This is a genomic window from Aminobacter sp. HY435, from assembly GCF_027568395.1.
Classification (GTDB): Bacteria; Pseudomonadota; Alphaproteobacteria; order Rhizobiales; family Rhizobiaceae; genus Aminobacter.
Map to the genome: position 1 here is coordinate 105,514 of NZ_JANKZL010000013.1, position 24,943 is coordinate 130,456.

Below are 24,943 nucleotides of genomic sequence, written 5' to 3' on the forward strand. Positions count from 1 at the left end.
AACATGGCAAGCAACAGCAATTCCCGCGACGACACCACCATTGCGCGGCAGATGCACCAGGCACTGGTTCTTCACTATATGGAGGGCAAGACCCAGGCCGAGATCGCGCACGAGCTTGGTATCTCGCATGCCACCGTCAACCGCCTGATCAAGCGCGGCCATCAGATGGGCCTCGTCGAGATCAAGATCAAGTCGCCGATCGAGCACCTGGTCGGCATCGAAGCCCGGCTCGTGGCGCTTGGCGGCATCGAGCGCGCCATCGTCGTGCCCTCGCTCGGCGACAATCCGCAGACCGCTCTGCAGCGTGTCGGCGAGGCGGCTGCCGGCCTGCTCGAGGAAACGATCAAGGACGGCGACACCATTTCCATCACCGGCGGCAAGGGCGTTTCGGCCGTCGTTGCCGGCATGAGCTCAAACAAGCAATGCCAGGTCGAAGTGATCCCGGCGACCGGACTGGTGCAGGGCAAGCATTACACCGACGTCAACCACGTCGCATCGCTGATGGCCGACAAGCTCGGTGGCAGGGCCTACCAGATCCATGCGCCGCTGTTTGCCGACAGCCCCGAGCAGCGCAACATGCTGATGGGCGTCAGCTCCGTCTCCGACGTCTTCCGCAAGGCGCGCGAGGCAAGCATCGCCGTGGTTGGCATCGGTTCGATCCTGACCGACGACTCGAGTTACTACGACCTGCACCCGACATCGAGCACCGACAGGCAAGCCATCGAGCGGTCCGGAGCGGCGGGCGAGCTGCTCGCCAACCTGATCGATGCCGATGGCAAGGTCTGCGACTACAACCTCAACCGCTGTCTGGTTTCGCTGACGCTTGAGGAATTCGCCACCATTCCGCGTTCCATCGGCATTGCCAGCGGCGCGAGCAAGGTGGCGCCGATCCTCAGCGCCATGCGCGGCAATCATCTCGACATCATCGTTACCGACGAAGCCACAGCCTTGAAGGTTCTGGAACTCGCCGAGGGGAAACCAGCATGAATTCTGGCCAGATTATCCGCAGGATCGGTAAGTCCGACGTCTCCGCTTCAGCCGTAGGTCTCGGCACCTGGGCGATCGGCGGCTGGATGTGGGGTGGGACCGACGAGCAGGCCTCCATCGGAGCCATCCATGCTTCCATCGACGCCGGCGTCTCGCTGATCGACACCGCGCCAGCCTATGGTCTCGGCCGTAGCGAGGAGATCGTCGGCAAGGCGATCAAGGGCCGCCGAGACAAGGTGATGATCGCCACCAAATGCGGCCTCAACTGGCAGACGGGCAAGGGCAACTATTTCTTCGACCAGGACGGCTTGCCGGTGCATCGCTATCTCGGCGCCGACGGCATCACCCACGAGGTCGAGCAGAGCCTGCGCCGCCTCGGCACCGATCATATCGATCTCTACATCACGCATTGGCAGGACCCGACGACGCCGATCGCCGAAACGATGGAAGCGCTTGCCAGCCTGAAGAAAGCCGGCAAGATCCGCGCCATCGGGGCGAGCAATATCAGCGTTGCCGAGCTTGAGTCCTATGTCGCAGCGGGGCAGATCGACGCCATCCAGGAGCGCTATTCGATGCTCGACCGCGAGATCGAACAGACGCTTCTGCCGGTGACCACGGCGAATGATGTCGCGACGCTGAGCTATTCTTCGCTGGCCCTTGGCCTGCTTTCGGGCGCCATCGACCCGGCGCGCCAGTTCACCGGCGACGATCAGCGTAAGGACAATCCACGTTTCTCCGAGGCCAACAGGCACAAGGTCGCCGCCTTCAAGGCAGCGATTGCCCCTGTCATCGACCAGCACGGGGCGACGATGGCGCAGATCGCCATCGCCTGGACGCTGACGCAGCCGGGGATCACCTTCGGGCTGTGCGGCGCGCGCAATGCGGAGCAGGCGCTGGACAATGCCAAAGCTGGGCGGATCGTGCTCGATGCGGACGATCTGGCGCTCATCGATGCGGCGATCACGCGGCATCTCGTGGCCATGGACGCCTGATCGAAGAGGCCGGCTAACATCATGACCCGCAGCGAAATCATAGCTGGCCTGCGTGGCCGGCCCGGCCCAGCCGTGCTCATCATCGGCGGCGGCATCAACGGCATCAGCGTTTTTCGCGAGCTGGCGTTGCAGGGCGTCGACGTGCTCCTGGCCGAGAAGGACGATTTTTGCTCTGGCGCCAGCGCAGCACTTTCGCGCATGGTGCATGGCGGGCTGCGCTACCTTGAAAACGGCGAATTCAAGCTGGTGCGGGAATCCCTGCTCGAGCGCGACCGGCTGCTGGAAAACGCCCCGCATTTCGTCGGTCCGCTGCCGACGACGGTGCCGATCTTCGACCTGTTTTCAGGTGTCGCCAACGGGGCATTCCGCTTTCTCGGCTTCTCGCGCCGGCCGAGCCGCCGCGGCGCGGTGGTAATCAAGGCGGGTCTCACGCTCTATGACATCTTCACCGCCGGGCGGCGGCTGATGCCCAAGCACGAATTCCGGAGCAGGCGCCAGACGCTCGATGCCTGGCCGGCGATCAACCCCGACGTCCGCAACTCCGCCACCTATTTCGACGCCTGGGTCAGCCGCCCCGAGCGGCTTGGCGTCGAGATGCTCAACGATGCGATGGCTGCCAACCCGGAGGCGCGCGCGCTGAACTACACGCGGGTCAGCGGCGACGGCGGTGGCGTCGTTCTCACAGACGAACTGACCGGCGAAGCGCTGCCTGTTGCTCCAAGGCTCATCATCAACGCGACAGGCGGCTGGATAGACCTCACCAACGCAGCCGTCGGTGCCGAAGCGCCGAAGATGATGGGCGGCACCAAGGGCTCGCACCTGGTCATCGCCAATCGCGAGCTCTACGAGGCGCTTGCCGGCCACATGATCTATTACGAGAACGAGGACGGGCGCATCTGCATCCTGTTCCCCTATCTCGGCAATGTGCTTGTCGGCTCGACCGACATTCGCGTCGACGATCCCGGTCAGGTCCGCTGCGAAGCAGATGAGCGCGACTACATCCTGCAGTCGCTGGCCTTCGTGTTTCCGGGTTTGCGCATCGCCGACGAGGAGATCGTTTTCCAGTTTTCCGGCGTGCGTCCGCTGCCCGCCAGCGACGACAGCTTTACCGGCCGCATCCCGCGCGACCATTTCTGCGAGCAGATCGCCGCGAACGGCCCGCTGCCGCCGATGCTGTGCATGATCGGCGGCAAGTGGACGACGTTCCGCTCGTTCGGCGAAATGGCCGCCGACATGGCGCTCGATCAGCTCGGATTGAAACGGCAACTCGGCACCGAAACGCTGGCGATCGGCGGCGGCCGCGATTTCCCGAGGTCGCCATTGCTGTGGTGCGCCGACCAGGCCGACGCGCTTGGGGTCTCGCGCGAGCGCATGGGCGAGCTGCTCGAACGCTATGGCACGCAGGCGCCTGTGGTCGCCGGCCATGAGGTGCGGCACGGGACGGCGATGCTTTCCGGCTGCCGCTATTCGGCGGCCGAACTGCATCGTCTTGTCGTCCACGAGCATGTCGAGCGGCTGTCCGACCTGTTGCTGCGCCGTACGACCCTGGCGGTCACCGGACGGTTGTCGCTCGAACTGATCGACGAGGCGCTCGACGTCCTGGCCGTGGCCAAGGGATGGGACGCGGCCAGGCGGCTCGGCGAGCGCAACGATTTCCTCGCCCTGCTGGAGCATCGGCATGGGCTTGATTCAACACGATTGTCACTGACATCAGGAAGGAGCGCCCAATGCGCATCAGCAAGAAAGTCCGCATGAACCGGCTGTTCGCCAACGGGCGCTGCCTCGACGTCGCGATCGATCACGGCGTCTGCAACGAGCCATCCTTCCTCGACGGGCTGGAAGATGTTGCAGCTGTTGTCGACCAACTTGTTGCAGCCGGCCCCGACGCCATCCAGATGAACTACGGCCAGGCCGACCTGCTGCAGGAACGGCCGGGCAAGGACAAGCCGGCGCTCGTGATGCGCATCGACATGGGCAATCCCTACAACAAGACGCGTCACCGTCACATGTGGGCGCTGCTGCAGAACGAGGCCGAGCCATTGATCGGCGCGCTCGAGATGGATGCGGCCTGCGTGGTGGTCAACCTGTTCATGCTGCCCGACGAGCCGGACCTGTTTCGCCAGTGCGTGCAGAACATCGCCCGTGTCCGGGCCGACTGCGAAAAGTACGGCATGCCGCTGATGATCGAGCCGCTGGCGATGCTGCCTAACTCCGAGCGCGGCGGCTACATGGTCGATGGCGATCCCGAAAAGATCGTGACTTTGACCCGCCTTGCCCGCGAGATGGGCGCGGACATCGTCAAGGCTGATCCGACGACCGAGGCCGGCGATTTCCACAAGGTGGTCGAGGCGGCGCGCTGCCCGGTCCTGGTGCGTGGCGGCGGCAAGGTAGACCTGCGCGTGGTCTTCGACAAGTCGGCGGCCTTGATGGCGCAGGGCGCGCACGGCATGGTCTATGGCCGCAACATCTACCAGCATGCCAACCCCAAAGCCGTGGTCAACGGCCTGATGGCGATCATCCACGAGGGCGCCGACGGTGCGGCCGCGTGGGACCGCTACCGGCAATCGTAAGCTACCCTAGGAGGGGACAATGGGTGGATACGTTCTCGGCCTCGATGCCGGCAACACCGTCATCAAGGCGGTCCTGTTCGACCTGAGCGGCGGCGAGCTCGCGCTTGCCGCCAAGGACGGACATTCGTGCATGGCCAGGCCCGGTCATGTCGAGCGCGACCTCGGCGAGTTGTGGCGCAACGCGGTCGCCGTCATTCGTGAGTGCCTCGACAAGGCCGGCGTCGAGGGCAAGGACGTGCTGGCGCTTGGTTGCGCAGGCCATGGCAACGGGCTCTATGCGCTCGACCGCGATGGCGAGCCGCTGCTCGGCATCCAGTCGCTCGACACCCGCGCCAATGGACTTGTCGCCGAGTGGGCGGAAAACGGCGTCGGCGAGCGCAGCCACGCGCATTGCCTGCAGCGCCCGTGGGCGGCGCAGACGCCGACGCTGCTGGCCTGGCTCAAGCGCCACGACCCGGCACTTTTCGCGCGCATTGGCACGGTGTTCCTGAGCAAGGACTTTGTCGTCAACCGGCTGACCGGGGCGCGCTCGACCGACACCACCGACATGTCGGGCTGCGGCTTGCTGGGCATGCCGGGCAGACGCTACGTACCCGAGCTTTTGGAAGCGTACGGCCTGGAAGACTGCGCAAGCCTGCTGCCGCCGGTGCTGGAATCGGCCGAGATAGCGGGCCGGATTTCGCCCGAGGTTGCCGGCCTGACCGGTCTGGCCGCCGGCACGCCCGTCGTTGCCGGTCTCTTCGACGTGGTCGCCAGCGCCATCGGCTCGGGCGTCACCAGCACCGGGGCTGCCTCGATCATCGCCGGCACCTGGAGCATCAACCAGGTGATCACGGACGAACCGCTGCACGATCCCAATATCTTCATGCAGTCGACCTTCGATCCCAAGCGTTATCTGGCGATCGAATCGAGTGCCACGTCGGCGGCCAATCTCGAATGGATCGTGCGCGAGTTCTTCGAGCATGGACCGGAAGGCGGCCGCTCGCCGTTCGACCTCTGCGGCGAGCTTGTCGCTTCGGTCGATCCCGACGCCGACGTGCCGATCTATCATCCGTTCCTCTACGGCGCGCAGGGCAACGGCCAGGCGCGCGCCGGCTTCTACGGCATCGCTGGCTGGCACACCCGCGCTCACATGCTGCGCGCCCTGTTCGAGGGCGTCGCCTTCGAACATCGCCGCCACGTCGAGACGCTGCGCCGGGCCGGCGCCGGCATCGCCGAGGCGGTGCTGTCGGGGGGCGGGTCGCGCAGTGCGGTGTGGCCACAGATATTCGCGGACGTGCTGGGCCTGCCGGTCACGGTGGCGAGAAGCCGCGAGACCGGGGCGCTTGGTGCAGCGATTGCAGCGGCTACCGGGGTTGGGGTGTTCGCAAGCTTTGCCGAAGGGGCCGAGGCCATGACGGCGGTGGCACGCCACTACAGTCCCAATTGCGCGATTGCGCCTGTCTACGAGCGGCGCTATCGCCTGTACTGCGAGATCAACAATGCCATGGGCCCGATCTGGGCACGGATGGCGAGCGAACGGGCCGAGGCATGACCGACGCTGGGCAGTTTGGCGCTGAGGATTTTGGCGAATACGATTTCGTCATCGTGGGGGCGGGATCCGCTGGCTGCGTGCTGGCCAACCGCTTGTCGGCCAATCCCGGGCACAAGGTGCTGTTGCTGGAAGCCGGCGGCAGCGATCGCTACCATTGGGTCGACATACCTATCGGCTACCTCTACTGCATGGGCAATCCGCGCACCGACTGGCTGATGAAGACCGAACCGGAAGCCGGGCTCAACGGCCGCGCCCTCAACTATCCACGCGGCAAGGTGCTGGGCGGGTGCTCGTCGATCAACGGCATGATCTACATGCGCGGCCAGGCAGCCGACTATGACGGCTGGCGCCAGGCCGGCAACGCCGGCTGGGGCTGGGACGACGTGCTGCCCTACTTCCTGAAATCGGAAGACTATCACGGCAAGCCGGGGGCCGCGGGCCACGGTTCCGGCGGTGAGTGGCGCGTCGAGCGGCAGCGCCTGTCATGGCCGATCCTCGACGCGTTCCGCGACGCGGCGGAAGAAATCGGCGTTCCGCGTACCGACGATTTCAACCAGGGCAGCAATGAAGGCTCCGGCTACTTCGAGGTCAACCAGAAGAAGGGTGTGCGCTGGAACACGTCGAAAGCGTTTCTGCGCCCGATCCTCGGCCGCCCCAATCTGCGCGTCGTGACCGGCGCTGAAACCGAGCGGCTGCTGCTCGACGGCAAGCGGGTGAAGGGCGTGGTGTTCCGGATGGACGGCAAGCTGCATCTGGCGCGTGCCGGCGAGACCATCCTCGCCGCCGGTGCGATCAACTCGCCGAAGATCCTGGAGCTGTCGGGCATCGGCAGCCCCAGCCACCTCGCCGATATCGGCGTTGCCACAGCTCATGCGCTACATGGCGTAGGCGAGGGGCTGCAGGACCATCTGCAAATCCGCACCGTGTTCAAGGTCTCGAATGCGATGACCCTCAACCAGCGCTACCACAATCTGTTCAGCCGGGCGGCGATGGGAGTCGAATACGCGCTGCGGCGCTCCGGTCCGCTGTCGATGGCCCCGAGCCAGCTCGGCATCTTCGCGCGCAGCGACCCACGGCTTGCAACGCCCGATCTGGAGTATCACGTCCAGCCGCTCAGTACCGACCGGCTCGGCGAGCCGCTGCATCGCTTCCCGGCCGTCACCGTGTCGGTGTGTAACCTGAGGCCCGAAAGCCGCGGCACGGTGCATGCCGCTTCCAGCGACCCCAAGGCTGCGGCCAGCATCCGGCCCAATTATCTGTCGACCGAAAACGACCGCTCGGTGGCTATAGCCTCGATCCGGCACGTCCGCCGCCTGATGGCGAGCAAGGCGATTGCCCGCTTTGCCCCGGAAGAGATATTGCCCGGGCCAGCGGTCGAGAGCGACAGCGACGTGTTGCGCAAGGTCGGCGACATCGCCACCACGATCTTCCACCCCGTCGGCACCTGTAAGATGGGCGACGATCCCATGGCGGTGGTCGACGCGCGTCTCAGGGTGCATGGCCTCGCTGGCCTGCGCGTCGTCGACGCCTCGATCATGCCGTCGATCGTCTCTGGCAACACCAATTCGCCGGTGATCATGATCGCCGAGAAGGCGTCGGAGATGATCCTCGCCGACGCCGCCTGAGGCAAATCTGTTCGCGGCCTTTCAGATCTCAGCCGCCCTGGAAGCTGAGCTGCATCCCGTTGAGCGGCGTTTCGGTGTTTTGCTCTGCGATTCCCCGGCGGGCTCGGCGGCGCCACGGGGCGTACACGGCTGCCGGGAATCGAGAGCACCGGCGACGCGCTTGACGGGCTTTGATGTGCCGATACCGGCGACGAAAAATATTCCGGGCGGATCGGCACGCGGAACCCCCTGACAATGCTGGGCCTCTTTGCCACAGCGCCCTTCAAACCGCGCGTCCGGGGCCACGATCGGAAGGAACTGTTAACCATCGGTTCCTATTGCTCAGGGGACGTTTCACCGGCGAGTCTTGAGTATGGCATCGATGCGCTTTCCACGTACCAATCATTCGAACACAACCTCGCAGGGTGACGCCAAGTCGGGTGTATTCGACGACCGCGCCAACAAGTCTGGCGGGCAGCCTTTGTCGGCCGCTGACGGCCCAGGCTGGCAGGATTATTTCTTCCTTGCCCCGAATGTGCGCTTCACGCGCACGCCCGACTACGATGCTGCAAAGCGCGGCCTGCGCGAGGAACACGACGCCGAGTGCCCGGAAGCGCAGGCCCCCGAGCCCACGGTTGCCCAAGCGCCGGTCGTCCCGGCCGCGCCAATCGTTGCTGCCGTGCCACAGAACCCGGTGACCGCCGCGCCGGCGCCGGCTGTCCGCCAGCCGTTCAGCCCGGCGCGTCCGCAGGTCCAGCACAGGGAAACTGCTGCCCCGGTGGGCCTGCCATATCAGGCGCCGACGGTCAGGCCGAGTGTGGCGACGCCAGTCATGCCCGCAGCGCGGCATCCTTCGCCGGCCGTCGACGGTCAGACACAGCCAGAAACGCCGTCACACTGGGCCTATCTTTCCGACCACGCATTCTTCGAGTTCGGTGCGCCGTGCGGCGCGGAGGCCGCTGCACCGCCAAGCGCTGCACCTGTTGCCCCGGCGCCGCGCGTTGCGCCCGTGCTGCAGCCAACCAGGTCCGCTGCGGCCATGCCAGCCGCAGCCGGGCAGGTTCCAGCCGTTCCCGCGGTAATCCATCCAGCCGAGATCACGGCAATGTTCCGCGTGATCGAGTGCACACCGGGAGCACAGCCAGCGCCTGCCGCCGAGCCGATTGCAAAAGCGGAAGCCGAACCGGCAGCGCCGGCTGAAACCGTTATCGAGCAGCCCGTCGCCGCGCTGGCAACGCCGCGCGTCGTCTCGCGCGTGGCCGCCAACGACGCAGCCCCTGTTGCGCCTGCCGCAAAGAGCGTCGAGATCACCATGCCGGCGCCGCGCGCGCCTTCGTTGCCCGTTGCCGGGCGCGTCGTTCAAGCCGGCTATGGCGATGACTACACGTTGCCGCCGGAAGAGCTTCTGCAACTGCCGCCGGAAGGGCAGGGCTTCTACATGTCGCAGGAGCGGCTCGAGCAGAATGCCGATCTTCTGGAGAGCGTTCTCGAGGATTTCGGGGTGCGCGGCGAGATCATCCATGTCCGGCCCGGTCCTGTCGTCACGCTGTACGAGTTCGAACCGGCTCCTGGCGTCAAGTCGTCGCGCGTCATCGGCCTGGCCGACGACATCGCCCGGTCCATGTCGGCGGTTTCAGCGCGCGTGGCTGTCATTCCGGGCCGCAATGTCATCGGCATCGAGCTGCCAAACGAAACGCGGGAAACGGTGTATTTCCGCGAGCTGATCGAATCCGCCAATTTCCGCGAAAGCAGCTGCAAGCTGGCGCTGTGCCTTGGCAAGACCATCGGCGGTGAACCGGTCATCGCCGAACTCGCCAAGATGCCGCATCTTCTGGTTGCCGGCACCACCGGGTCCGGCAAGTCGGTCGCCATCAACACCATGATCCTGTCCTTGCTCTACCGGCTGAAGCCGGAGGAATGCCGCCTGATCATGGTCGACCCGAAGATGCTCGAGCTGTCGATCTATGACGGCATTCCGCATCTTCTGACACCGGTCGTCACCGATCCGAAAAAGGCGGTCACCGCGCTCAAGTGGGCGGTGCGCGAGATGGAAGACCGCTATCGCAAGATGGCTCGGCTCGGCGTGCGCAACATCGACGGCTACAACGAGCGCGCCGCCGTCGCCCGCGACAAGGGCGAGACCGTGGTGATGCAGGTGCAGACCGGCTTCGAGAAGGGCACCGGCGAGCCGCTGTTCGAGGAGCAGGAAATCGACTTGGCGCCGATGCCCTATATCGTCGTCATCGTCGACGAGATGGCTGACCTGATGATGGTCGCCGGCAAGGAGATCGAAGGCGCCATCCAGCGGCTGGCGCAGATGGCGCGCGCTGCCGGCATCCATCTGATCATGGCCACCCAGCGCCCGTCCGTGGACGTCATCACCGGCACCATCAAGGCCAACTTCCCCACCCGCATCTCGTTCCAGGTGACGTCGAAGATCGACAGCCGCACCATCCTGGGCGAACAGGGCGCCGAACAGCTGCTCGGCCAGGGCGACATGCTGCACATGGCTGGCGGCGGCCGCATCGCCCGCGTCCACGGGCCGTTCGTTTCGGACGCCGAGGTCGAACATGTCGTCGCGCACCTCAAGGCGCAGGGCCGCCCCGAATATCTGGAAACGGTGACGGCCGACGAAGAGGAAGAAGAAGCCGATCAGGGTCCTGTTTTCGACAAGGGCGCCGTCGCGTCCGAAGATGGCGACACGACCTATGAGGAGGCAGTGAAGGTGGTGCAGCGCGACAAGAAGTGCTCGACCTCCTATATCCAGCGCCGCCTCGGCATCGGCTACAACCGTGCCGCGTCACTGGTCGAACGGATGGAAAAGGAAGGCCTCGTCGGTGCGCCGAACCATGTCGGCAAGCGCGAGATCATGACCGGCCGCCGCGATGTCGGCAATCCGACCGATCGTGAGGATTGAGCGAAGCCGCAGGCTGTTTGCGGATTAGTGGACGGTTTCGGTTGCTACACTGGCGCAGACGCTGCGAAGCGCATTGAGCTGTTCCCGCGCTTCCTTGCGCGCCTCGGCCATGGTGTGGGCCGGGGCATCCATGCCGGCAAAAAAGCACAGCAGCGCGAAACTCTCGTGGAAACGTTTGATTGCCGACGAACCTGGTGCGCATGTACGGCACACCAGTTGCATCACTCGCTTGATCGTTTCCTGCAGCGGGGCTGAAGGATTTTCGATTTGCCGTTCCAGTTCGGCGAATACATCATGATATTTCATAAGCTTACAAAAGACCGCAGCCTGTCCTGGGAAGTTGTGGTTCGTGCCCACAGGTCGACAAGATTGCGGGCATGTGTTGCCAAGGATAGCTTCAACATAAAAGCAAATCTGTCCAAAGCATGATTGTTGGGCGAGCCTCCCTGCTCGCGCAACATAAGCTGGTGCCGCCGGGTCTGTTCAGGCCTGGGCGGCCTGGACGACCGTTACTGCGATCATATGGAACGCATCATCCGCCGAACAGCCGCGCGACAGATCGTTCGCAGGCTTGGCCAGGCCTTGCAGGATCGGGCCGATGGCATCCGCACCGCCGATGCGCTGGGCGATCTTGTAGCCGATATTGGCGGCGTCGAGATTGGGGAAGACGAAGACATTGGCTTCGCCATGCAGCGCAGAGTTGGGCGCCTTGGAGGCACTGACTGCTTCGACGAAGGCGGTGTCGAACTGCAATTCGCCGTCGATGACGAGGTCCGGGTCGGCGGCATGTGCCAGCCGGGTCGCCTCGACCACCTTGGACACGCGTTCATGGGCGGCGCTGCCGTTGGTCGAGAACGACAGCATCGCCACCTTGGCTGGCGCCGCCGCGAGCGCCTCGTAGGAGCGTGCCGACATGCGGGCGATGTCGGCGAGGCCCGACGCATCCGGGTCGACGACCAGGCCGCAATCGGCAAACACGAACGCGCCCTTCCTGGCGTGGTGCGGCTGGCACAGCATCATCAGGAAGAAGCTCGAGACGAGGCCGACGCCGGGCGCGCGGCCGATGGTCTGAAGCGCCGCCCGCACGGTATCGGCGGTGGTGGCAACGGCGCCGCCGACTGTCCCATCGGCCTCGCCCTCGCGCACCATCATGGCGGCAAAGATCAATGGCGAGCGCAGCGCTTCCGCTGCCGCAGCGGCATCGACGCCCTTGGCTTTGCGCAGCTCGTGGTAGGCAGCAGCCAGCCGGGAGGCGAGGGGCGAAGCTTCCGGGTCCTCGATACGGAATTCCTGCGGGTCCGCACCAACGTCGGCCAGCCGCCGTTCGATGACGCCGCGATTGCCGACCAGGGTGATTTCGGCGATGTCTTCGCGCCTGGCCCGGACCGCCGCCTCGACGATGCGCGGGTCCTCGCCCTCGGCGAGCACGATGCGCCTGGGTGCCTGTTTCGCGGTGGCGATGATGCGTTCGAGCGGTTTCATCAGGCGTGCCCCAGATAGTAGATTCCGGCGAGGATGAAGAGGCCGATGAAGATTGTCTCGGCGACGATCAGGGCGACCGCGTCGCCGCCGACGTCGAGCACCCGGCGCAGCGAGGTCTTCATGCCGACGGCGACGATGCCGGCGAGCAGCGCCCAGCGCGACGCTTCCATGCCGACCTTCGAGGCAGCTTCGGGCACGAGGCCGAAGGAGTTGGCTGCGGCGAGGATCAGGAAGGCGATGACGAAGCCCGGCAGCAGCGGCGGGCGCTTGCCGGTCTCGCCGACCGAACCGACGTTGCGGGTGGCGAGCGAGAAGACCAGAACCACCGGCGCCAGCATGGTGACGCGGATGAGCTTGACCAGCGTGGCGGCTTCGCCGGCCTCGGGAGAAACCGAAAAACCGGCGCCGACGACCTGGGCGACGTCGTGGATGGTGCCGCCGAAAAAGATGCCGGTTGCCCGCGCGTCGAGGCCGATGGCCTCGGCGATCATCGGATAGCCGATCATGGCGAGCGTCGACAGCACCGTCACCGACAGCACGGTGAAGATCAGGTTGCGTTCGGAGAACTCGTTCTTGGGCAGCACGGCGGCGATCGCCATGGCGGCGGAGGCGCCGCAGATGGCGACCGAGCCGCTGGTGATCAGCGCCAGTCGCCAGCCGCGCCCGAGCAGTCTCGCGGCGATCAGGCCGAAGACGATGGTCGCGGCAATCGCCGAGACGAGCAGCAGGATGGTGCCGGCGCCGAGCCCGATCAGCAGGTCGACGCTGATGCGCATGCCGAGCAGCGCGACACCGATGCGCAGCACCTTCTTGGCGCACAGGTCGACGCCGGCGACGCAGCGGCCTTCCTCCGACAGGAAGTTGAAGGCGATGCCGAGCAGCAGCGCCATCAGCATTGCGGGTGCGCCGTAGTGGTCGGACAGGAACTGCGCCGCAAGCGCAACAGCTGCGGTGACCGCCACGCCAGGCCAGTAGGTGGCGAAGGCAGTGGGCATGCCGTTCAGTCGTTGGGTCGCGGCAGCGGTATTCATCATGTCATTCCCGTCATTGTTGCTGCAGGCTTTGGCCCGCCCGGCTCCCGGGCAGGCCAGTCTTCAAGCTCAGGCGCGCTGTTGCGGGCGCATGTCCGAGCGGTCGATGCCGGCGACGGCCACGGGCTTCTTCATCGCGTCGCGGCGGAAGGGTTCGCCGAGTTCCTGGTTGAGGATGACCTCGACGAAGGTCGTCACGCCCTTGGCCTGGTCCTCGATGGCCTTGCCGAGTGCGGCGGTCAGTGCTGCCGGCGAGTCGGCGACGACGCCCTTCAGCCCGCAGCCCTCGGCCACCTTGGCGTAGCTGAGGTTCGGGTTGAGCTCGGTGCCGACGAAGTTGTTGTCGTACCAAAGCGTCGTGTTGCGCTTTTCCGCACCCCACTGGTAGTTGCGGAAGATCACCATGGTGATCGCCGGCCAGCCCTTGCGGCCGATGGCGCCCATTTCGTTCATCGATATGCCGAAGGCGCCGTCGCCGGCAAAGCCGACCACCGGCACGTCGGGACGGCCGATCTTGGCGCCGACGATCGACGGGAAACCGTAGCCGCAAGGGCCGAACATGCCGGGCGCAAGGTATTTGCGGCCCTTCTCGAAGCTCGGATAGGCGTTGCCGATGGCGCAGTTGTTGCCGATGTCGGTCGAGATGATCGCTTCCTTGGGCAGGGCCGCCTGGATCGCTCGCCAGGCCTGGCGCGGCGACATGCGGTCGGCCTCGCGGCGGCGCACGCTGGCGTTCCATTCAGTGCCCTGGTCGTCGTCCTCGTGGTCCATCGACGACAGCTGCTGCAGCCACGCCGAACGCGTCTGGTGGATGGCTGCCTTGCGCTCCTCGCGACCCTGATTGCCGGCCGACGGTGTCAGCTGTTCGAGGATCTGGCGCGCCACCTGCTTGGCGTCGCCGCAAATGCCGACGGAGACCTTCTTGGTCAGGCCGATGCGGTCGGCATTGATGTCGACCTGGATGATCGCGGCGTTCTTCGGCCAGTAGTCGATGCCGTAGCCGGGGAGGGTGGAGAACGGATTGAGGCGGGTGCCGAGCGCCAGCACCACGTCGGCCTTGGCGATCAGTTCCATCGCCGCCTTCGAGCCATTGTAGCCGAGCGGGCCGGCGGCGAGGCGATGGCTGCCGGGGAAGGCGTCGTTGTGCTGGTAGCCGCAGCAGACCGGCGCGTCGAGCCGTTCGGCAAGTGCGATCGATTCCGGGATGGCGTCGCCGATGACGACGCCGGCGCCGTTGAGGATGACCGGGAACCTGGCCTCGGACAGGAGCTTCGCCGCCTCGGCGATCGCCTTTTGTCCGCCTGACGGCCGCTCCAGCCTGACGATGCTCGGCAGGTCGACGTCGATGACGTGGGTCCAGTAGTCGCGCGGGATGTTGATCTGCGCGGGGGCACAGCCGCGCCATGCCTTCTCGATCACCCGGTTGAGCACTTCGGGAATGCGTGAGGGATCGCGGACCTCTTCCTGGTAGCAGACCATTTCCTCGAACATGGCCATCTGGTCGACTTCCTGGAAGCCGCCCTGGCCGATGGTCTTGTTGGCCGCCTGCGGGGTGACCATGAGCAGCGGCGTGTGGTTCCAGTAGGCCGTCTTCATGGCAGTGATGAAGCCGGTGACGCCCGGGCCGTTCTGGCCGATGGCCATGGCCATGGTGCCGGTGGCGCGGCTGAAGCCGTCCGCCATCATGCCGGCATTGGTCTCGTGGGCGCAGTCCCAGAAGCTGATGCCAGCCTTGGGAAACAGGTCCGACACCGGCATCATCGCCGAGCCGATGATGCCGAACGCATGCTCGATGCCATGCATCTGCAACACTTTGACGAATGCTTCTTCGGTGGTCATTTTCATTTCTTGGTTCCTTTCGATGGGGCAGGTCCGGCCTTGGGAGGATTAGAGCACCGTGCATCCGAATGGACGCACCAAGGACGCTCTGACTTACTGAGTTGGCGCATCGTGCTTTCCGAAAATCGGGTCCGATTTTCGGATCGATGCGCTAGAGGATTTCGTCCTTGAGGTAATACCAGCGGTACATTCCCCACTGGCCTAGGCGCCTGAACGGCGTCAGCAGGCCGTGGCTGGGCAGAGGCGAGGCGAAGATCGGCAGGTCGAGGGTGCCGCCCTTGCCGGCCACCATCTGGGCCATGCGCCGTCCGGCCTGGGCCGAGTACATGACGCCGTTGCCGCCATAGCCCAGCGCGTAGAACAGCTGTTGTTTGGGGTCGGGCCGGAAGATGCGGGGCATCATGTCGTGACTGACATCGACCCAGCCCCACCAGGAGTAGTCGACCTCGATGCCGCGCAGCACCGGGAATTTGCGGTAGAGCCCTTCAACGAGGCGGTCGAGATGCTTCGAATTGACCGCGTCTCTCCCGGTGATGGCGCTGCGACTGCCGATCTGCACACGCCCATCTGGGAGCATGCGATAGTAGTGGCGCAACGTGCGCGTGTCGGTGAGCGGAATGCGGGTCTGGAAGTTGAGCGCTTCCTGCTCGCTTTTGGACAGCGGGCGCGTGACGATCGAGTTCGACAGGATCGGCATCAGCCGGTGCCTGGTCAGGTCATGCAGGCCGGGCGAGGTGTAGCCGCCGGTGGCGATGCACACCGCGCGCGCCCGCACGGTCCCCCCGGGCGTCCGCAACAGATAAGCACCGCCCTTCTGCCGGCAGTCGAGCACGGGGCTGGCCGTGTGGACCTTCGCGCCGAGAGCGCGCGCCAGCCTGAGATAGCCGAAGGCGAGCTTGGCGGCATGCACGCCCATGCCGTCGGGCTCGTACATCGCCCCCTTCGCTTCGGCGTCGCGGACGAAATCGCGATGGATCTCGTCGCGTCCGACGATGCGGGTCGGGTAGCCGAAGACCTCGTTGAGCAGCCGCGATTCCTTTTCCAGCGACGGCATCACCTTGTCGCGATGGGCGATGTAGAGGTGGCCGCCATCCTGTGGGTCGCAATCGATCTCAGGCAAGCGGATCAGGTCGCGAAACAGGTCGAAGCCTTCGGCGATCTCGGCATGCATCTTCTTGGCAACGTCGACGCCCCAGCGATCGATCCACTGCGAGCGCTTGAGCCGGCCGGCGGAAATCTGCGCCTGGCCGCCGTTGCGTGTCGAACAGCCCCAGGCGACGCCGTTGGCCTCCAGAACGGTCGCCTTGATGCCATGCTCCCTGGCCAGGTGGATGGCGCAGGACAGGCCGGTGTAGCCCGAGCCGATGACCACGACATCGACGTCGATGTCCTGCGTGACGGGGCCGTCGTCTTCGGGCGGCACGCCTGCGGTGGCGATCCAGTAGGTCGGCGCATAGTCCTTGCCGTCGCCGGGGGTGGCCGCGTGAACCGGATCGTAGGCCGGATCGAACGGCTTCCTGGCGGGGCTTGGCCGTGTCAGCTGATGTTCCATCTGCCGCTCCTTTCGACCTTGCTCAGCTCTTGGCCGGCGCCGGAATCAGCGGCCGGTTCTTGCGGAAGGCCTGCTTGCGCACGATCTTGCCACCGCGCAGCGTGAACAGGTCGCAGCCCTCGGCCTCGACGCGGCTGCCGTCGGCATTGGTACCGGTGAACGTCCATTCCGAAGCGGCGCGGTCGCCGTGGACGAAGTGGCCGTGATGCGCCCAGTGCGCGTCGGACATCGCCGTCCAGACGCCGCTGAAGGCGGCGGCGATCGGGGCGGTTCCAACAAAGCGCGTGCCGTACGCTTCAGGGCCTGCCACGCCGTTGAAGACGCAGTCCTCGGCGAAGAAGCTCATCACGCCGTCGATGTCGTGCCGGTTGAAGGCATCGAACAGCTTGGCAAGGTCGTCGGCGGTGATCACCATGTCGTGGGTCCTCGTATCTCTGGCGGCCTGCCTTCGGGCATGGCTCCGCCATGGCCGGCAAGCCGGCCGATTGCAGTTCTGGTGTTCCGGGGCGTTCGGGTCTTGCCTAGCCGGGTGGCGAGGTCGCCAGGTGCGCGTTTCCTGCCATCAGATCTTGCCTTTCCAGGGGATCAGGATCTTTTCGAGATAGCGGAGCATAAGGTCGAAGGCGAAGGCGAAGATGCCGATGACGATGATGCCCATGATGACGGTGTCGCTGGCCAGGTATTCGGCGGCATTCAGCACCATGAAGCCAAGACCCCTGTGAGCGGCGACCATCTCGGCGGCCACCAGCGTGGTCCAGCCGACGCCGATGCCGATGCGCATGCCGGTGAAGATCTCGGGCAGCGCCGCCTTCAGGATCACATGGGTGATGACCTGCATGCGCGTTGCGCCCATGGCATAGGCGGCGTGGATTTGTTCGGTCGACACCGAACGGACGCCGGCGCGGGCGGCGATCGCCATCGGCGCAAAGATCGCCAGGTAGATCAGGAAGACCTTCGGAAATTCGCCGATGCCGAGCCAGATGATGATCAGCGGCAGGTAGGCAAGCGGCGGCAGCGGCCGGTAGAACTCGATGATCGGGTCGAACAGGCCGCGTACGGTGCGGTTGACGCCCATCAGGATGCCGACCGGCACGGCGGTCACCAGCGCCAGGAAGAAGGCGCCGAGCACGCGGCCGAGGCTCGCCAGCGTATGCTGGATGAGGGTCGAATTGGACACGCCCTCGGTCATGGCGACGACGAACTTGTCCCAGACGGCTAGCGGCGAGGGCAGGAACAGTGGCTTGACCCAGCCCATTTCGGTGACAAGCAGCCATAGGCCAAACAACACGAGTGCGGTGATCAGGCTGATGTGCCCGCTCATGCCTTCACCGGGGGCGCCGTAGATCTTGCCGGGGCGAGCGGATTTTGCCCGGGAAATGCGCTCAAGCATGGATGAGTTCCGGATTGCCGGACTGGCGCTCGTCGCCATAGATGATGCCGAGGATTTGTTCGCGCATGTCGATGAAATCGCGGCTGGACTTGATTGCACGTGCGTTGCCCTCCTCAAGGAAGCGCCGATTGAAATCGAGCTCATAGGTGTGGGTGATGCGGCCCGGGCGCGGCGACATGACGATCAGCCGGGAGCCGAGGAACAGCGCCTCTTCGACGCTGTGGGTGATGAAGAAGAACATCTTGTTGGTCAGCTGCCAGACCTTGAGCAGCAACTCCTGGATGGTCTCGCGGGTCAGCGCGTCGAGCGCTGCCATCGGCTCGTCCATCAACAGCATCGCCGGGTCGCAGGTCAGCGCGCGGGCGATGCCGACGCGTTGCTGCATGCCGCCTGACAGGTGGTAGATCATGTGGCGGTGGAAATCCTGCAGGCCGACCAGCGCCAGGTTCTTGGTGGCGAGCTCGCGCCGGGTCGCCTTGTCCACGCCGCGCAGCTTGAGCCCGAATTCGGTGTTGTCGATGACGTTGAGCCACGGCAGCAGCGCGTGCTTCTGGAAGACGACGCCGCGGTCCGCGCCGGGGCCGACGACCTGGCGCCCGCCGAGCGTGATGTCGCCTGCCGTCGGCGACATGAACCCGGCCATCAGGTTGAGCAAGGTGGTCTTGCCACAGCCCGAGGCGCCGAGCGCGACGACGAAATCGCCGCTTTTGACTTCGAGATTCACGCCCTTGAGGGCAATGACCGCCTGGTCGGTGTAGAGGCCTGGATAGGTCAGGCTGACATTGCTGACATTGAGCGTTTCCATCGCGTCGAGCCTTTCAGAACTGATGCAGCAGATATCCGGGGAAGCCACCGGCCGGCATGCGGCCGGCGGCCAATCCAATGCTACTTGGATGCGTCCTTGGCGTAGCTGCTGTTGACGAAGGGCGCGTAGTCGTCGAGCGCCTTGTCGATCTGCTTCTGGGCGACCAGGAACTTGGCGCTTTCGTTGAGCGCGCGGACCGCGCCGCCGCCCAGCCAGGTGTCCGAAGCCTGCTCGTCGGCATTCGGGAACGACAGCAGGTTGAGCGCTTCGACAGCGCCGGCGCCGTCGCCGCCGATCAGCTTGACGATGCCTGCGACCTGCGGCGAGTCAGCCGTCCACGCCGCCTTGTTCTTGTTGTAGTCGGCATAGGAGTCGGCCAGCACCTTGGTGAAGGCGGCCATGAACTTCGGATTTTCCGCAGCCCACTTCTTGTCGGCGACAAGGCCGTCGAAGGTCGGAACCGAGGCTGCGCCGATGACTTCGGAATCCGAGATCACCTTGCCGTTCTTGAGCAGTTCCGACAGGGCCGGCGGCCAGACATAGGCCGCGTCGATGTCGCCGCGCTGCCAGGCTGCGATGATCTGCGGCGGCTTCATGTTGAGGATGTTGACCTCGCGGGGGTCGACTTTCCACACCTTTTCGAGACCGACGAGCAGGTGGAAGTGCGAGGTCGAGACGAACGGCACGCCGACATTCTTGCCCTTCAGGTCTTCGGGCTTTTCGATGCCTGAGCCATTGCGCACGGCAAGCGCTTCCGACTTGCCGATATTGTCGAGGATCCAGAACAGTTCGAGATCGACGCCGCGGGTCGCGGCGGCGGTGGTACCGGTCGAGCCGATGACACCGATCGGCACGTTGCCCGAGGCGAGTGCGGTCGAGATGTCGCCGCCCGAGCTGAACTGGCGCCAGTCGATGGTGTAGCCCGCCTCCTTCGCGGCTGCATCGAAACGGCCGTCGGCGATGGCCGTGACGAACGGCCCGACGATCTGCTGGTAGCCGACCACGACGGATGTTTCCGCATAGGCGAGGCAGGAAGTGAAGACGCCTGCCGCTACTGTAACGGCGCCAGCTAAACGCTTGAAATGCTTAAAGTGTATCATCGTTACCCTCTTGTTTTGTTAGCCACCGGTTGTTCCGGAAACTTGCCGGCTTTGATGCCGGTCTTGGTTCTGACTAACAGGGTTAGATTAGACACACCGATTGCCTTATATCCAGATTGGAAGTTGAATGAATCCAGATTGAACATGCGTGCGGGGAGCCATGGCGCAGGCGATTGTTTCGGAGACGGTCTTCTTTCTCGACCGGACAAGCCGCATCGGGCTTCAGGCGCAGGTTCGCGAAACAGTGGTCTCGGCAGTGCTGTCGGGGCGGCTGCAGCCGGGCGCGCAGCTGCCTTCGACACGCAAGCTGGCGGAATACCTGAACATTTCGCGCATCACCGTGACGCTGGCCTACCAGGAGCTGGCGTCGCAAGGCTATGTCGAGACCGCCAGCCGCAGCGCCTATCGCGTCGCCGGCAATCCGCCGACAAGCGGCCTGGAGGCGACGGCCGCAGAGGCGGGAAGCGAGGAGATCGACTGGTCGTCCAAGCTGCGCTCCAGCTACATCGTCGCCAAGCAGATGCGCAAGCCGCTCGACTGGCGGCGCTACCCCTATCCGTTCCTCTACGGCCAGATGGACCCCTCGCTCTTCGACCTGGGAGCCTGGCGCGACTGCGCCCGCCGGGCCCTGGCGCGCGAGGATTTCGAGCTGATGGCGGGTGATTTCGCTGCGGCCGACGACGTCCAGCTCGTCAGCTACATCTGCTCGCGCACCTTGCCGAGCCGCGGCATCCGCGCCAGCCCGGACGAGATCCTCGTCACCGTCGGCGCGCAGAACGCACTGTGGATCGTCACCCAGCTGCTGCTCTATCGCGGAGCGCATGCCGTGTGCGAGAATCCTTGCCATCCCGACATGAGCGCGTCGCTGCGCCTCAGCGGCGCCGAAGTCACCGCCATCGACGTCGACAAGGAAGGGCTGCCGCCGGCGGCGCTGCCGGGCAGGATCGACGCCGTCTTCGTCACCCCCAGCCATCATTCGCCGACCGGGGCGACCATGCCGGTCGACCGCCGCGCATCACTTCTCGCGGCAGCGGCAGAGCGGGATTTCATCATCGTCGAGGACGACTACGAGTTCGAGATGAGCTTCCTTGCGCCGCCGTCTCCGGCGCTGAAGTCCTTCGACCGCAGCGGCCGGGTGTTTTACATCGGCAGTTTTTCCAAGTCGTTGTTTCCCGGTCTGCGGCTGGGCTATCTGGTGGCGCCGGCGCCGGTCATTCGCGAAGCGCGGGCGTTGCGCGCCCTGATGCTGCGCCATCCGCCCGGACATCTGCAACGCACGGCTGCCTACTTTCTGGCGCTCGGTCACCACGACGCCGTGCTGCACCGCATGCGCAGCGAATACCACAAGCGTCACATCGTCATGGCCGAAGCGCTGCGGAACGAGGGCTTCACCATCGCCGGGTCATCGGCCTTTGGCGGCACCTCGTTCTGGATCGAGGGGCCCAAAGGGCTGGATGCCGACCTCTTGATGAACGAGCTCCGCCAGGACGGCGTGCTGATCGAGTCGGGGTCGCCGTTTTTTCCCGCCGATGAGGGCCCCTGCCGCTTCTTCCGCATGGGCTACTCGTCGATACCCCGCGCCAACATCGTTGAAGGCGTTCGACGGACGGCGGAACGGGTCAAGCGCATGCATGGGGTCTGAACCTGAATTGCCGCACCGAGGCTGCGGGCGGTGCAGAGTTCGTGCTGGCCGTACCGTTGCGCCTTGTCGGCAGGGCACAGCTGATGGCGGCAATCCAGGCCGACATTTTCAAGATGCTGACTGGCATGTACCTGAACGATCCCCTGCACCCGGGGCATCGCGTCGGGAGATCAGTTGCGCCGGAGCTTCTTTTTGGCGCGTCGTTCCAGATAGGCGGTGGCCTGCAGGGCCGCGAGCACGACGGCGGCGCCGACGATGATGCGCGTTTCGGGTATCTCGTCGAAGAACAGATAGCCGGCTGCTGCCGTCACGACGATCGAAAGATAGCCGATCGGGGCCAGCACGCTGGCGTCGGCAAGCCTGTAGGCGCGCAGGAAGCAATACTGTCCTGCCTGGGCCAGGAAGCCGATGGCGAGCAACGGAATCCAGTCGAACGCCTTGACCGGTTGCCAGACGAAGATAGCGGGCACGGCGGTGATGACAGCGAGGCCGACGGTGTAGAAGACCATCATGACTGTGGTGTTTTCGTCGCGCAGCATACGCGTCTGGATGATCGCCAGCGACCCGAAGACAACGGTGCAGAACACTGCGAGCAGGCCAAGGTTCCAGGCCACGCCGCCAGGCGCCAGCATCACCAGGACGCCGGCGAAGGCGGTGCCGGCGCCGATCCAGCGCAGCCGCGAGACCGTCTCGCCGAGGATGGCGGCGGCCATCGCCATGGTGATGAGCGGCCTCGAAAAGCTGAGCGCGTTGACCACGGCGAGCGGCAGCATCGTGTAGGCGAGGAACTGGCTGGTCAGCGCAATCGCGTTGCAGCTGATGCGCGATATGTTCTGCCAGGGGTGCTTGGTGTGGCGGATGTGGTGACGGTGCCGCCAGATCAGCGGCAGGATGAACATCAGGCCGATCATCGCCCGGATGAAGACCAACTGGAAGGCGGGGTAGATCATGCCCTGCGCCTTGACGAGCGCCGTCATGCCGCCGGAAACCAGCAGCATGTCGGCGAGCACCCAGGCCACGCCTTCGCGGTTGGCCTTGCGCCGCTCTTCGCCTGCCTCCGGCGTTGCCGCGATGTCAGGCTGGCTGGACAAGATTAGCCATCAGACGGAATGCTCCGGGGACCAACTTGTCCATCTGGTGGTGCAGCACCAGGCTGGTGTGGGTGTGGCGGCCCTTGCCGATCTGCGCCGACACCAAGGCGCCCATCAGCGGCTGCTCGTTGACGTCGTGCATGGCGAACAAAGGCTGGTAGGCCTCGTCCCAGCGCGCGGCGAAATACAGCCCGCGCTCCTTGTTCCAGCCGGACCAGTCCTGCGGGCCAATTGCGTTGGGGCCCTGGAGAAGGACGTGGTCCGGCGCCAGCACCGTGACCTCGGCGTTCGGATCCGTTACGCGCCAGCGTAAAGACGGCGAGCCGATCTCGAGTCTCCTCGGTGGCGTCGCTAGTGGATCCCAACCGTCGGTCGGGCGGTGGTAAAGCGTGACAAGGTGGCCGCCATTTTCGACGAAGCGATGCAGCTTCTCTGTTGCGGCAGCCAGATCCTTGCGGATGCCGAAGGCAAAGATGCCGACGACGATGGTCGTGAAGCGGGAGAGGTCGCCGGCCAGCGCCTTGGCGTCCAGCTCGGTGACGTCGAGTCCCATCCGTGGCAGCCACAGGCCGACACGGTCGGCCCCGCCGCCGGCATAGCCGACCCGCGCGCCCTGCGGCAGCTTGAGGTCGAGGGCAAGCACGCTCAGCGCTTCAGGCTGGCGGTGGGTGACGCGGCCGATATGCGGATAGGCAATCGGGGTCAGGCGTAACGCCGGTCGGCCGTCGACCTCGGGAACGATGGTCGTCAGGCCGGCCTCGATGGCCTCGGGAGCGCGGATTGCCTGTCCGCCTTGCGTCTGCGCCAGCGACCAGCCGCCGGACACGCCGAGCAAAACCGGCGCCTGCCTGCCGCTCATCGTCGGCATGACCGGCCATTCGCGGCGGCTGCCGTCGAGCGGCACGATGATCGCTTCCGGTTCCATGACGACGGAGCTCGCCGGCAGCACGGCGAAAGCTTCTTCCAGATCATAGGCGGAGCGGGCCTTATGGCCGTCGAACTCGACGGAGACGATGACATGGGCGTCGCCGTTGCCGCCAAGCGCCCACCAATGCGGCGGATAGAGCTTCGAATAGGCAGTGTTGGCGGGAGCGGAGACCGTGAAGCTGCGGCGGTGGCCGGACGTTGCCTCGACCTTGACCGTGAGGGCCTCGGGCATGACAGGCTCGATCCTGACCGGGCGGGCGCCGATGCCGGGCGCAAGGTCGATCGACAGCGTGGCGGTTTCGCCGGGCGAAAGCGTCGCCGGCGAGAGCCAGGCACGGTCGAAGACTCCGGCGGCCTCGATCAGCGCGGCATCGATTTCCCTGGCCTTGCGCTCCAGCCGGTGGCGATGAAGCGCGAGGAAGGCAGGCGAGGCATTGGCCCGCGCCACGGCGAGCTGCTGCGCTGCCTCGACCAGACTGGCAATGATCGCGTCGTTTTTGGGAAAGGCTGCAATCGCGGCGTCGATGGCCCTGGCGGCCGTCTCCAGCGCCGCGGCCGCCTGTCCCGAGGCGTCCCTGGACTTGGCGAGGTCGGCAAGCGTTGAGGGAAGGCCGTCGAGCACCGACGTTTCGGCCTTTGTCCCATCTGCAGCCAAAAGCAGGTGCAACGGCCAGCGCGACTTCACCTGCTCGCGCCAGTATCCCATGCCCTGCGAGGCGTGGTAGTAGCGCGACCATTCGCCGATCCGGTCATATTCGGCGCCTGTCGCCGGCTCGCGGCCAGGTGCGTCCACGATCACGGTGGCGTCGGGAGGCGGCACCTCGTCGTCATAGGTGTCGCCGCCGCCAGACCATGCCGGCAGGTAATATTTCGCCACCTGCCAGGGGCTCATGCCTTCCTGGAAATGCTCCGGAAACGCCTCGGGATCGGCGGCGAGGCGGATCGCCTTTTCGGCGGCGCGGGTCATCGCCCGGTGGTGGCCGTGCTGGCCAGGAACGTCGAGGAAAGTCGGGATGACGATGTCGGGACGCTCGCTGCGATAGGCGCGGACCAGCCGCTCGACGGTGCGCATCTCGCCCCAGCGGTCGAAGGTCTGGTCGCCGTCCTTGGAGAATCCGAAGTCGTGCACGGCGTCATCGGGGCCGTGTCCGAGCCAGACCACGTCGGCGTCGAGTTCGCGCGCCGCTTCCTCCATCTCGCGGGTGCGCATCATGCCGAGCACGCCGAGCCGCTCCGGCCCGAGTGCATTCTGGCCGCCTTCGCCACGTGTCGAGCAGGCGACGATGACGCGCATGCCAAGGCCGAGCCGGAACCAGGCGAGCATGCCGCTCTGCTCGTCGTCGGGGTGGGCGCCGGTGTTCATCATGGTGACTGTGGAGGCAAGTCGGCTGAGCGACCTGTGAAGCCTGAGCAGCGCGGGACTGGATTTCTGTCTCTCGATACGTTGGCGGGCGCTCAGCATTCATGTCCTCCGGTATTT

At 65.4% G+C, this 24,943-nt stretch carries 19 protein-coding genes; 8 read left to right on the plus strand and 11 right to left on the minus strand.

Going from position 1 to position 24,943, the window contains the following annotated elements; genetic code table 11:
* Positions 1-3: 3 nt before the first annotated feature.
* From PCJ21_RS19335 to PCJ21_RS19365, 7 genes are all read left to right on the plus strand, one after another.
* A complete protein-coding gene (locus tag PCJ21_RS19335) occupies positions 4-987 on the plus strand; it encodes a sugar-binding transcriptional regulator (RefSeq protein ID WP_269933068.1) in 984 nt (327 codons plus the stop codon).
* Positions 984-1,979: an aldo/keto reductase gene (locus PCJ21_RS19340; RefSeq protein ID WP_269933069.1), complete on the plus strand. Its 996-nt coding sequence runs from the start codon at positions 984-986 to the stop codon at positions 1,977-1,979. Before PCJ21_RS19335 ends, PCJ21_RS19340 begins: the two co-directional genes overlap by 4 nt.
* A 21-nt stretch (positions 1,980-2,000) precedes the next feature.
* Complete coding sequence (locus tag PCJ21_RS19345; RefSeq protein WP_269933070.1) at positions 2,001-3,734, plus strand: glycerol-3-phosphate dehydrogenase/oxidase; 1,734 nt, start codon at positions 2,001-2,003, stop codon at positions 3,732-3,734.
* Positions 3,707-4,549: a class I fructose-bisphosphate aldolase gene (locus PCJ21_RS19350; RefSeq protein WP_442866046.1), complete on the plus strand. Its 843-nt coding sequence runs from the start codon at positions 3,707-3,709 to the stop codon at positions 4,547-4,549. The genes PCJ21_RS19345 and PCJ21_RS19350 overlap by 28 nt, the downstream gene beginning before the upstream one ends.
* Positions 4,550-4,568: 19 nt before the next feature.
* Positions 4,569-6,083: an FGGY-family carbohydrate kinase gene (locus PCJ21_RS19355; protein WP_269933071.1), complete on the plus strand. Its 1,515-nt coding sequence runs from the start codon at positions 4,569-4,571 to the stop codon at positions 6,081-6,083.
* The gene (locus PCJ21_RS19360; RefSeq protein WP_269933072.1) at positions 6,080-7,708 is read left to right on the plus strand and encodes a GMC family oxidoreductase; all 1,629 of its coding nucleotides are present in this window, start codon (positions 6,080-6,082) and stop codon (positions 7,706-7,708) included. The genes PCJ21_RS19355 and PCJ21_RS19360 overlap by 4 nt, the downstream gene beginning before the upstream one ends.
* Before the next feature lie 352 nt (positions 7,709-8,060).
* Entirely contained in the window at positions 8,061-10,604 is a 2,544-nt protein-coding gene (locus PCJ21_RS19365) for a DNA translocase FtsK (protein WP_442866047.1), read from the plus strand.
* A gap of 24 nt (positions 10,605-10,628) precedes the next feature.
* On the opposite strand, the gene PCJ21_RS19370 is transcribed toward PCJ21_RS19365, so the two are convergent.
* From PCJ21_RS19370 to tauA, 9 genes are all read right to left on the minus strand, one after another.
* Positions 10,629-10,910, minus strand: coding sequence for a hypothetical protein (locus PCJ21_RS19370; protein WP_269933074.1), 282 nt, complete (start codon positions 10,908-10,910; stop codon positions 10,629-10,631).
* 177 nt (positions 10,911-11,087) lie between these two features.
* Positions 11,088-12,086, minus strand: coding sequence for a phosphate acetyltransferase (pta, locus tag PCJ21_RS19375; RefSeq protein WP_269933075.1), 999 nt, complete (start codon positions 12,084-12,086; stop codon positions 11,088-11,090).
* The gene (locus tag PCJ21_RS19380) at positions 12,086-13,120 is read right to left on the minus strand and encodes a YeiH family protein (RefSeq protein ID WP_442866048.1); all 1,035 of its coding nucleotides are present in this window, start codon (positions 13,118-13,120) and stop codon (positions 12,086-12,088) included. The genes pta and PCJ21_RS19380 overlap by 1 nt, the downstream gene beginning before the upstream one ends.
* A 66-nt stretch (positions 13,121-13,186) precedes the next feature.
* Positions 13,187-14,962 (minus strand): sulfoacetaldehyde acetyltransferase, encoded by a 1,776-nt coding sequence (xsc, locus tag PCJ21_RS19385; RefSeq protein ID WP_269933077.1) that lies wholly within the window; start codon positions 14,960-14,962, stop codon positions 13,187-13,189.
* 145 nt (positions 14,963-15,107) lie between these two features.
* On the minus strand, positions 15,108-16,508 hold the full coding sequence (locus PCJ21_RS19390) for an NAD(P)/FAD-dependent oxidoreductase (protein WP_269933078.1): 1,401 nt from the start codon (positions 16,506-16,508) through the stop codon (positions 15,108-15,110).
* A gap of 22 nt (positions 16,509-16,530) precedes the next feature.
* The gene (locus tag PCJ21_RS19395) at positions 16,531-16,917 is read right to left on the minus strand and encodes a nuclear transport factor 2 family protein (RefSeq protein WP_269933145.1); all 387 of its coding nucleotides are present in this window, start codon (positions 16,915-16,917) and stop codon (positions 16,531-16,533) included.
* A 153-nt stretch (positions 16,918-17,070) separates the two neighbouring features.
* Complete coding sequence (locus PCJ21_RS19400; RefSeq protein WP_269933079.1) at positions 17,071-17,898, minus strand: ABC transporter permease subunit; 828 nt, start codon at positions 17,896-17,898, stop codon at positions 17,071-17,073.
* A complete protein-coding gene (locus tag PCJ21_RS19405) occupies positions 17,891-18,703 on the minus strand; it encodes a taurine ABC transporter ATP-binding protein (RefSeq protein ID WP_269933080.1) in 813 nt (270 codons plus the stop codon). The genes PCJ21_RS19400 and PCJ21_RS19405 overlap by 8 nt, the downstream gene beginning before the upstream one ends.
* Positions 18,704-18,783: 80 nt before the next feature.
* Positions 18,784-19,803, minus strand: a complete 1,020-nt coding sequence (gene tauA, locus PCJ21_RS19410; RefSeq protein WP_269933081.1) for a taurine ABC transporter substrate-binding protein — start codon at positions 19,801-19,803, stop codon at positions 18,784-18,786.
* A gap of 160 nt (positions 19,804-19,963) precedes the next feature.
* Between tauA and pdxR the strand changes: the two genes are divergently transcribed.
* Positions 19,964-21,445, plus strand: coding sequence for a MocR-like pyridoxine biosynthesis transcription factor PdxR (pdxR, locus tag PCJ21_RS19415; protein WP_269933082.1), 1,482 nt, complete (start codon positions 19,964-19,966; stop codon positions 21,443-21,445).
* A 170-nt stretch (positions 21,446-21,615) separates the two neighbouring features.
* Here pdxR and PCJ21_RS19420 read toward each other — a convergent pair whose 3' ends face one another.
* Both PCJ21_RS19420 and PCJ21_RS19425 read right to left on the minus strand, forming a co-directional pair.
* The gene (locus PCJ21_RS19420; protein WP_442866049.1) at positions 21,616-22,536 is read right to left on the minus strand and encodes a DMT family transporter; all 921 of its coding nucleotides are present in this window, start codon (positions 22,534-22,536) and stop codon (positions 21,616-21,618) included.
* On the minus strand, positions 22,520-24,925 hold the full coding sequence (locus PCJ21_RS19425) for a PIG-L family deacetylase (RefSeq protein ID WP_269933083.1): 2,406 nt from the start codon (positions 24,923-24,925) through the stop codon (positions 22,520-22,522). The genes PCJ21_RS19420 and PCJ21_RS19425 overlap by 17 nt, the downstream gene beginning before the upstream one ends.
* Positions 24,926-24,943: the final 18 nt, after the last annotated feature.

Excerpts from the sequence above, each read along its gene's own strand:
- PCJ21_RS19335 (WP_269933068.1), top strand. The coding sequence starts at position 4 with ATGGCAAGCAACAGCAATTCCCGCGACGACACCACCATTGCGCGGCAG.
- PCJ21_RS19340 (WP_269933069.1), top strand. The coding sequence starts at position 984 with ATGAATTCTGGCCAGATTATCCGCAGGATCGGTAAGTCCGACGTCTCC.
- PCJ21_RS19345 (WP_269933070.1), top strand. The coding sequence starts at position 2,001 with ATGACCCGCAGCGAAATCATAGCTGGCCTGCGTGGCCGGCCCGGCCCA.
- PCJ21_RS19350 (WP_442866046.1), top strand. The coding sequence starts at position 3,707 with ATGCGCATCAGCAAGAAAGTCCGCATGAACCGGCTGTTCGCCAACGGG.
- PCJ21_RS19355 (WP_269933071.1), top strand. The coding sequence starts at position 4,569 with ATGGGTGGATACGTTCTCGGCCTCGATGCCGGCAACACCGTCATCAAG.
- PCJ21_RS19360 (WP_269933072.1), top strand. The coding sequence starts at position 6,080 with ATGACCGACGCTGGGCAGTTTGGCGCTGAGGATTTTGGCGAATACGAT.
- PCJ21_RS19365 (WP_442866047.1), top strand. The coding sequence starts at position 8,061 with ATGGCATCGATGCGCTTTCCACGTACCAATCATTCGAACACAACCTCG.
- PCJ21_RS19370 (WP_269933074.1), bottom strand. The coding sequence starts at position 10,910 with ATGAAATATCATGATGTATTCGCCGAACTGGAACGGCAAATCGAAAAT.
- pta (WP_269933075.1), bottom strand. The coding sequence starts at position 12,086 with ATGAAACCGCTCGAACGCATCATCGCCACCGCGAAACAGGCACCCAGG.
- PCJ21_RS19380 (WP_442866048.1), bottom strand. The coding sequence starts at position 13,120 with ATGATGAATACCGCTGCCGCGACCCAACGACTGAACGGCATGCCCACT.
- xsc (WP_269933077.1), bottom strand. The coding sequence starts at position 14,962 with ATGAAAATGACCACCGAAGAAGCATTCGTCAAAGTGTTGCAGATGCAT.
- PCJ21_RS19390 (WP_269933078.1), bottom strand. The coding sequence starts at position 16,508 with ATGGAACATCAGCTGACACGGCCAAGCCCCGCCAGGAAGCCGTTCGAT.
- PCJ21_RS19400 (WP_269933079.1), bottom strand. The coding sequence starts at position 17,898 with ATGCTTGAGCGCATTTCCCGGGCAAAATCCGCTCGCCCCGGCAAGATC.
- PCJ21_RS19405 (WP_269933080.1), bottom strand. The coding sequence starts at position 18,703 with ATGGAAACGCTCAATGTCAGCAATGTCAGCCTGACCTATCCAGGCCTC.
- tauA (WP_269933081.1), bottom strand. The coding sequence starts at position 19,803 with ATGATACACTTTAAGCATTTCAAGCGTTTAGCTGGCGCCGTTACAGTA.
- pdxR (WP_269933082.1), top strand. The coding sequence starts at position 19,964 with ATGGCGCAGGCGATTGTTTCGGAGACGGTCTTCTTTCTCGACCGGACA.
- PCJ21_RS19425 (WP_269933083.1), bottom strand. The coding sequence starts at position 24,925 with ATGCTGAGCGCCCGCCAACGTATCGAGAGACAGAAATCCAGTCCCGCG.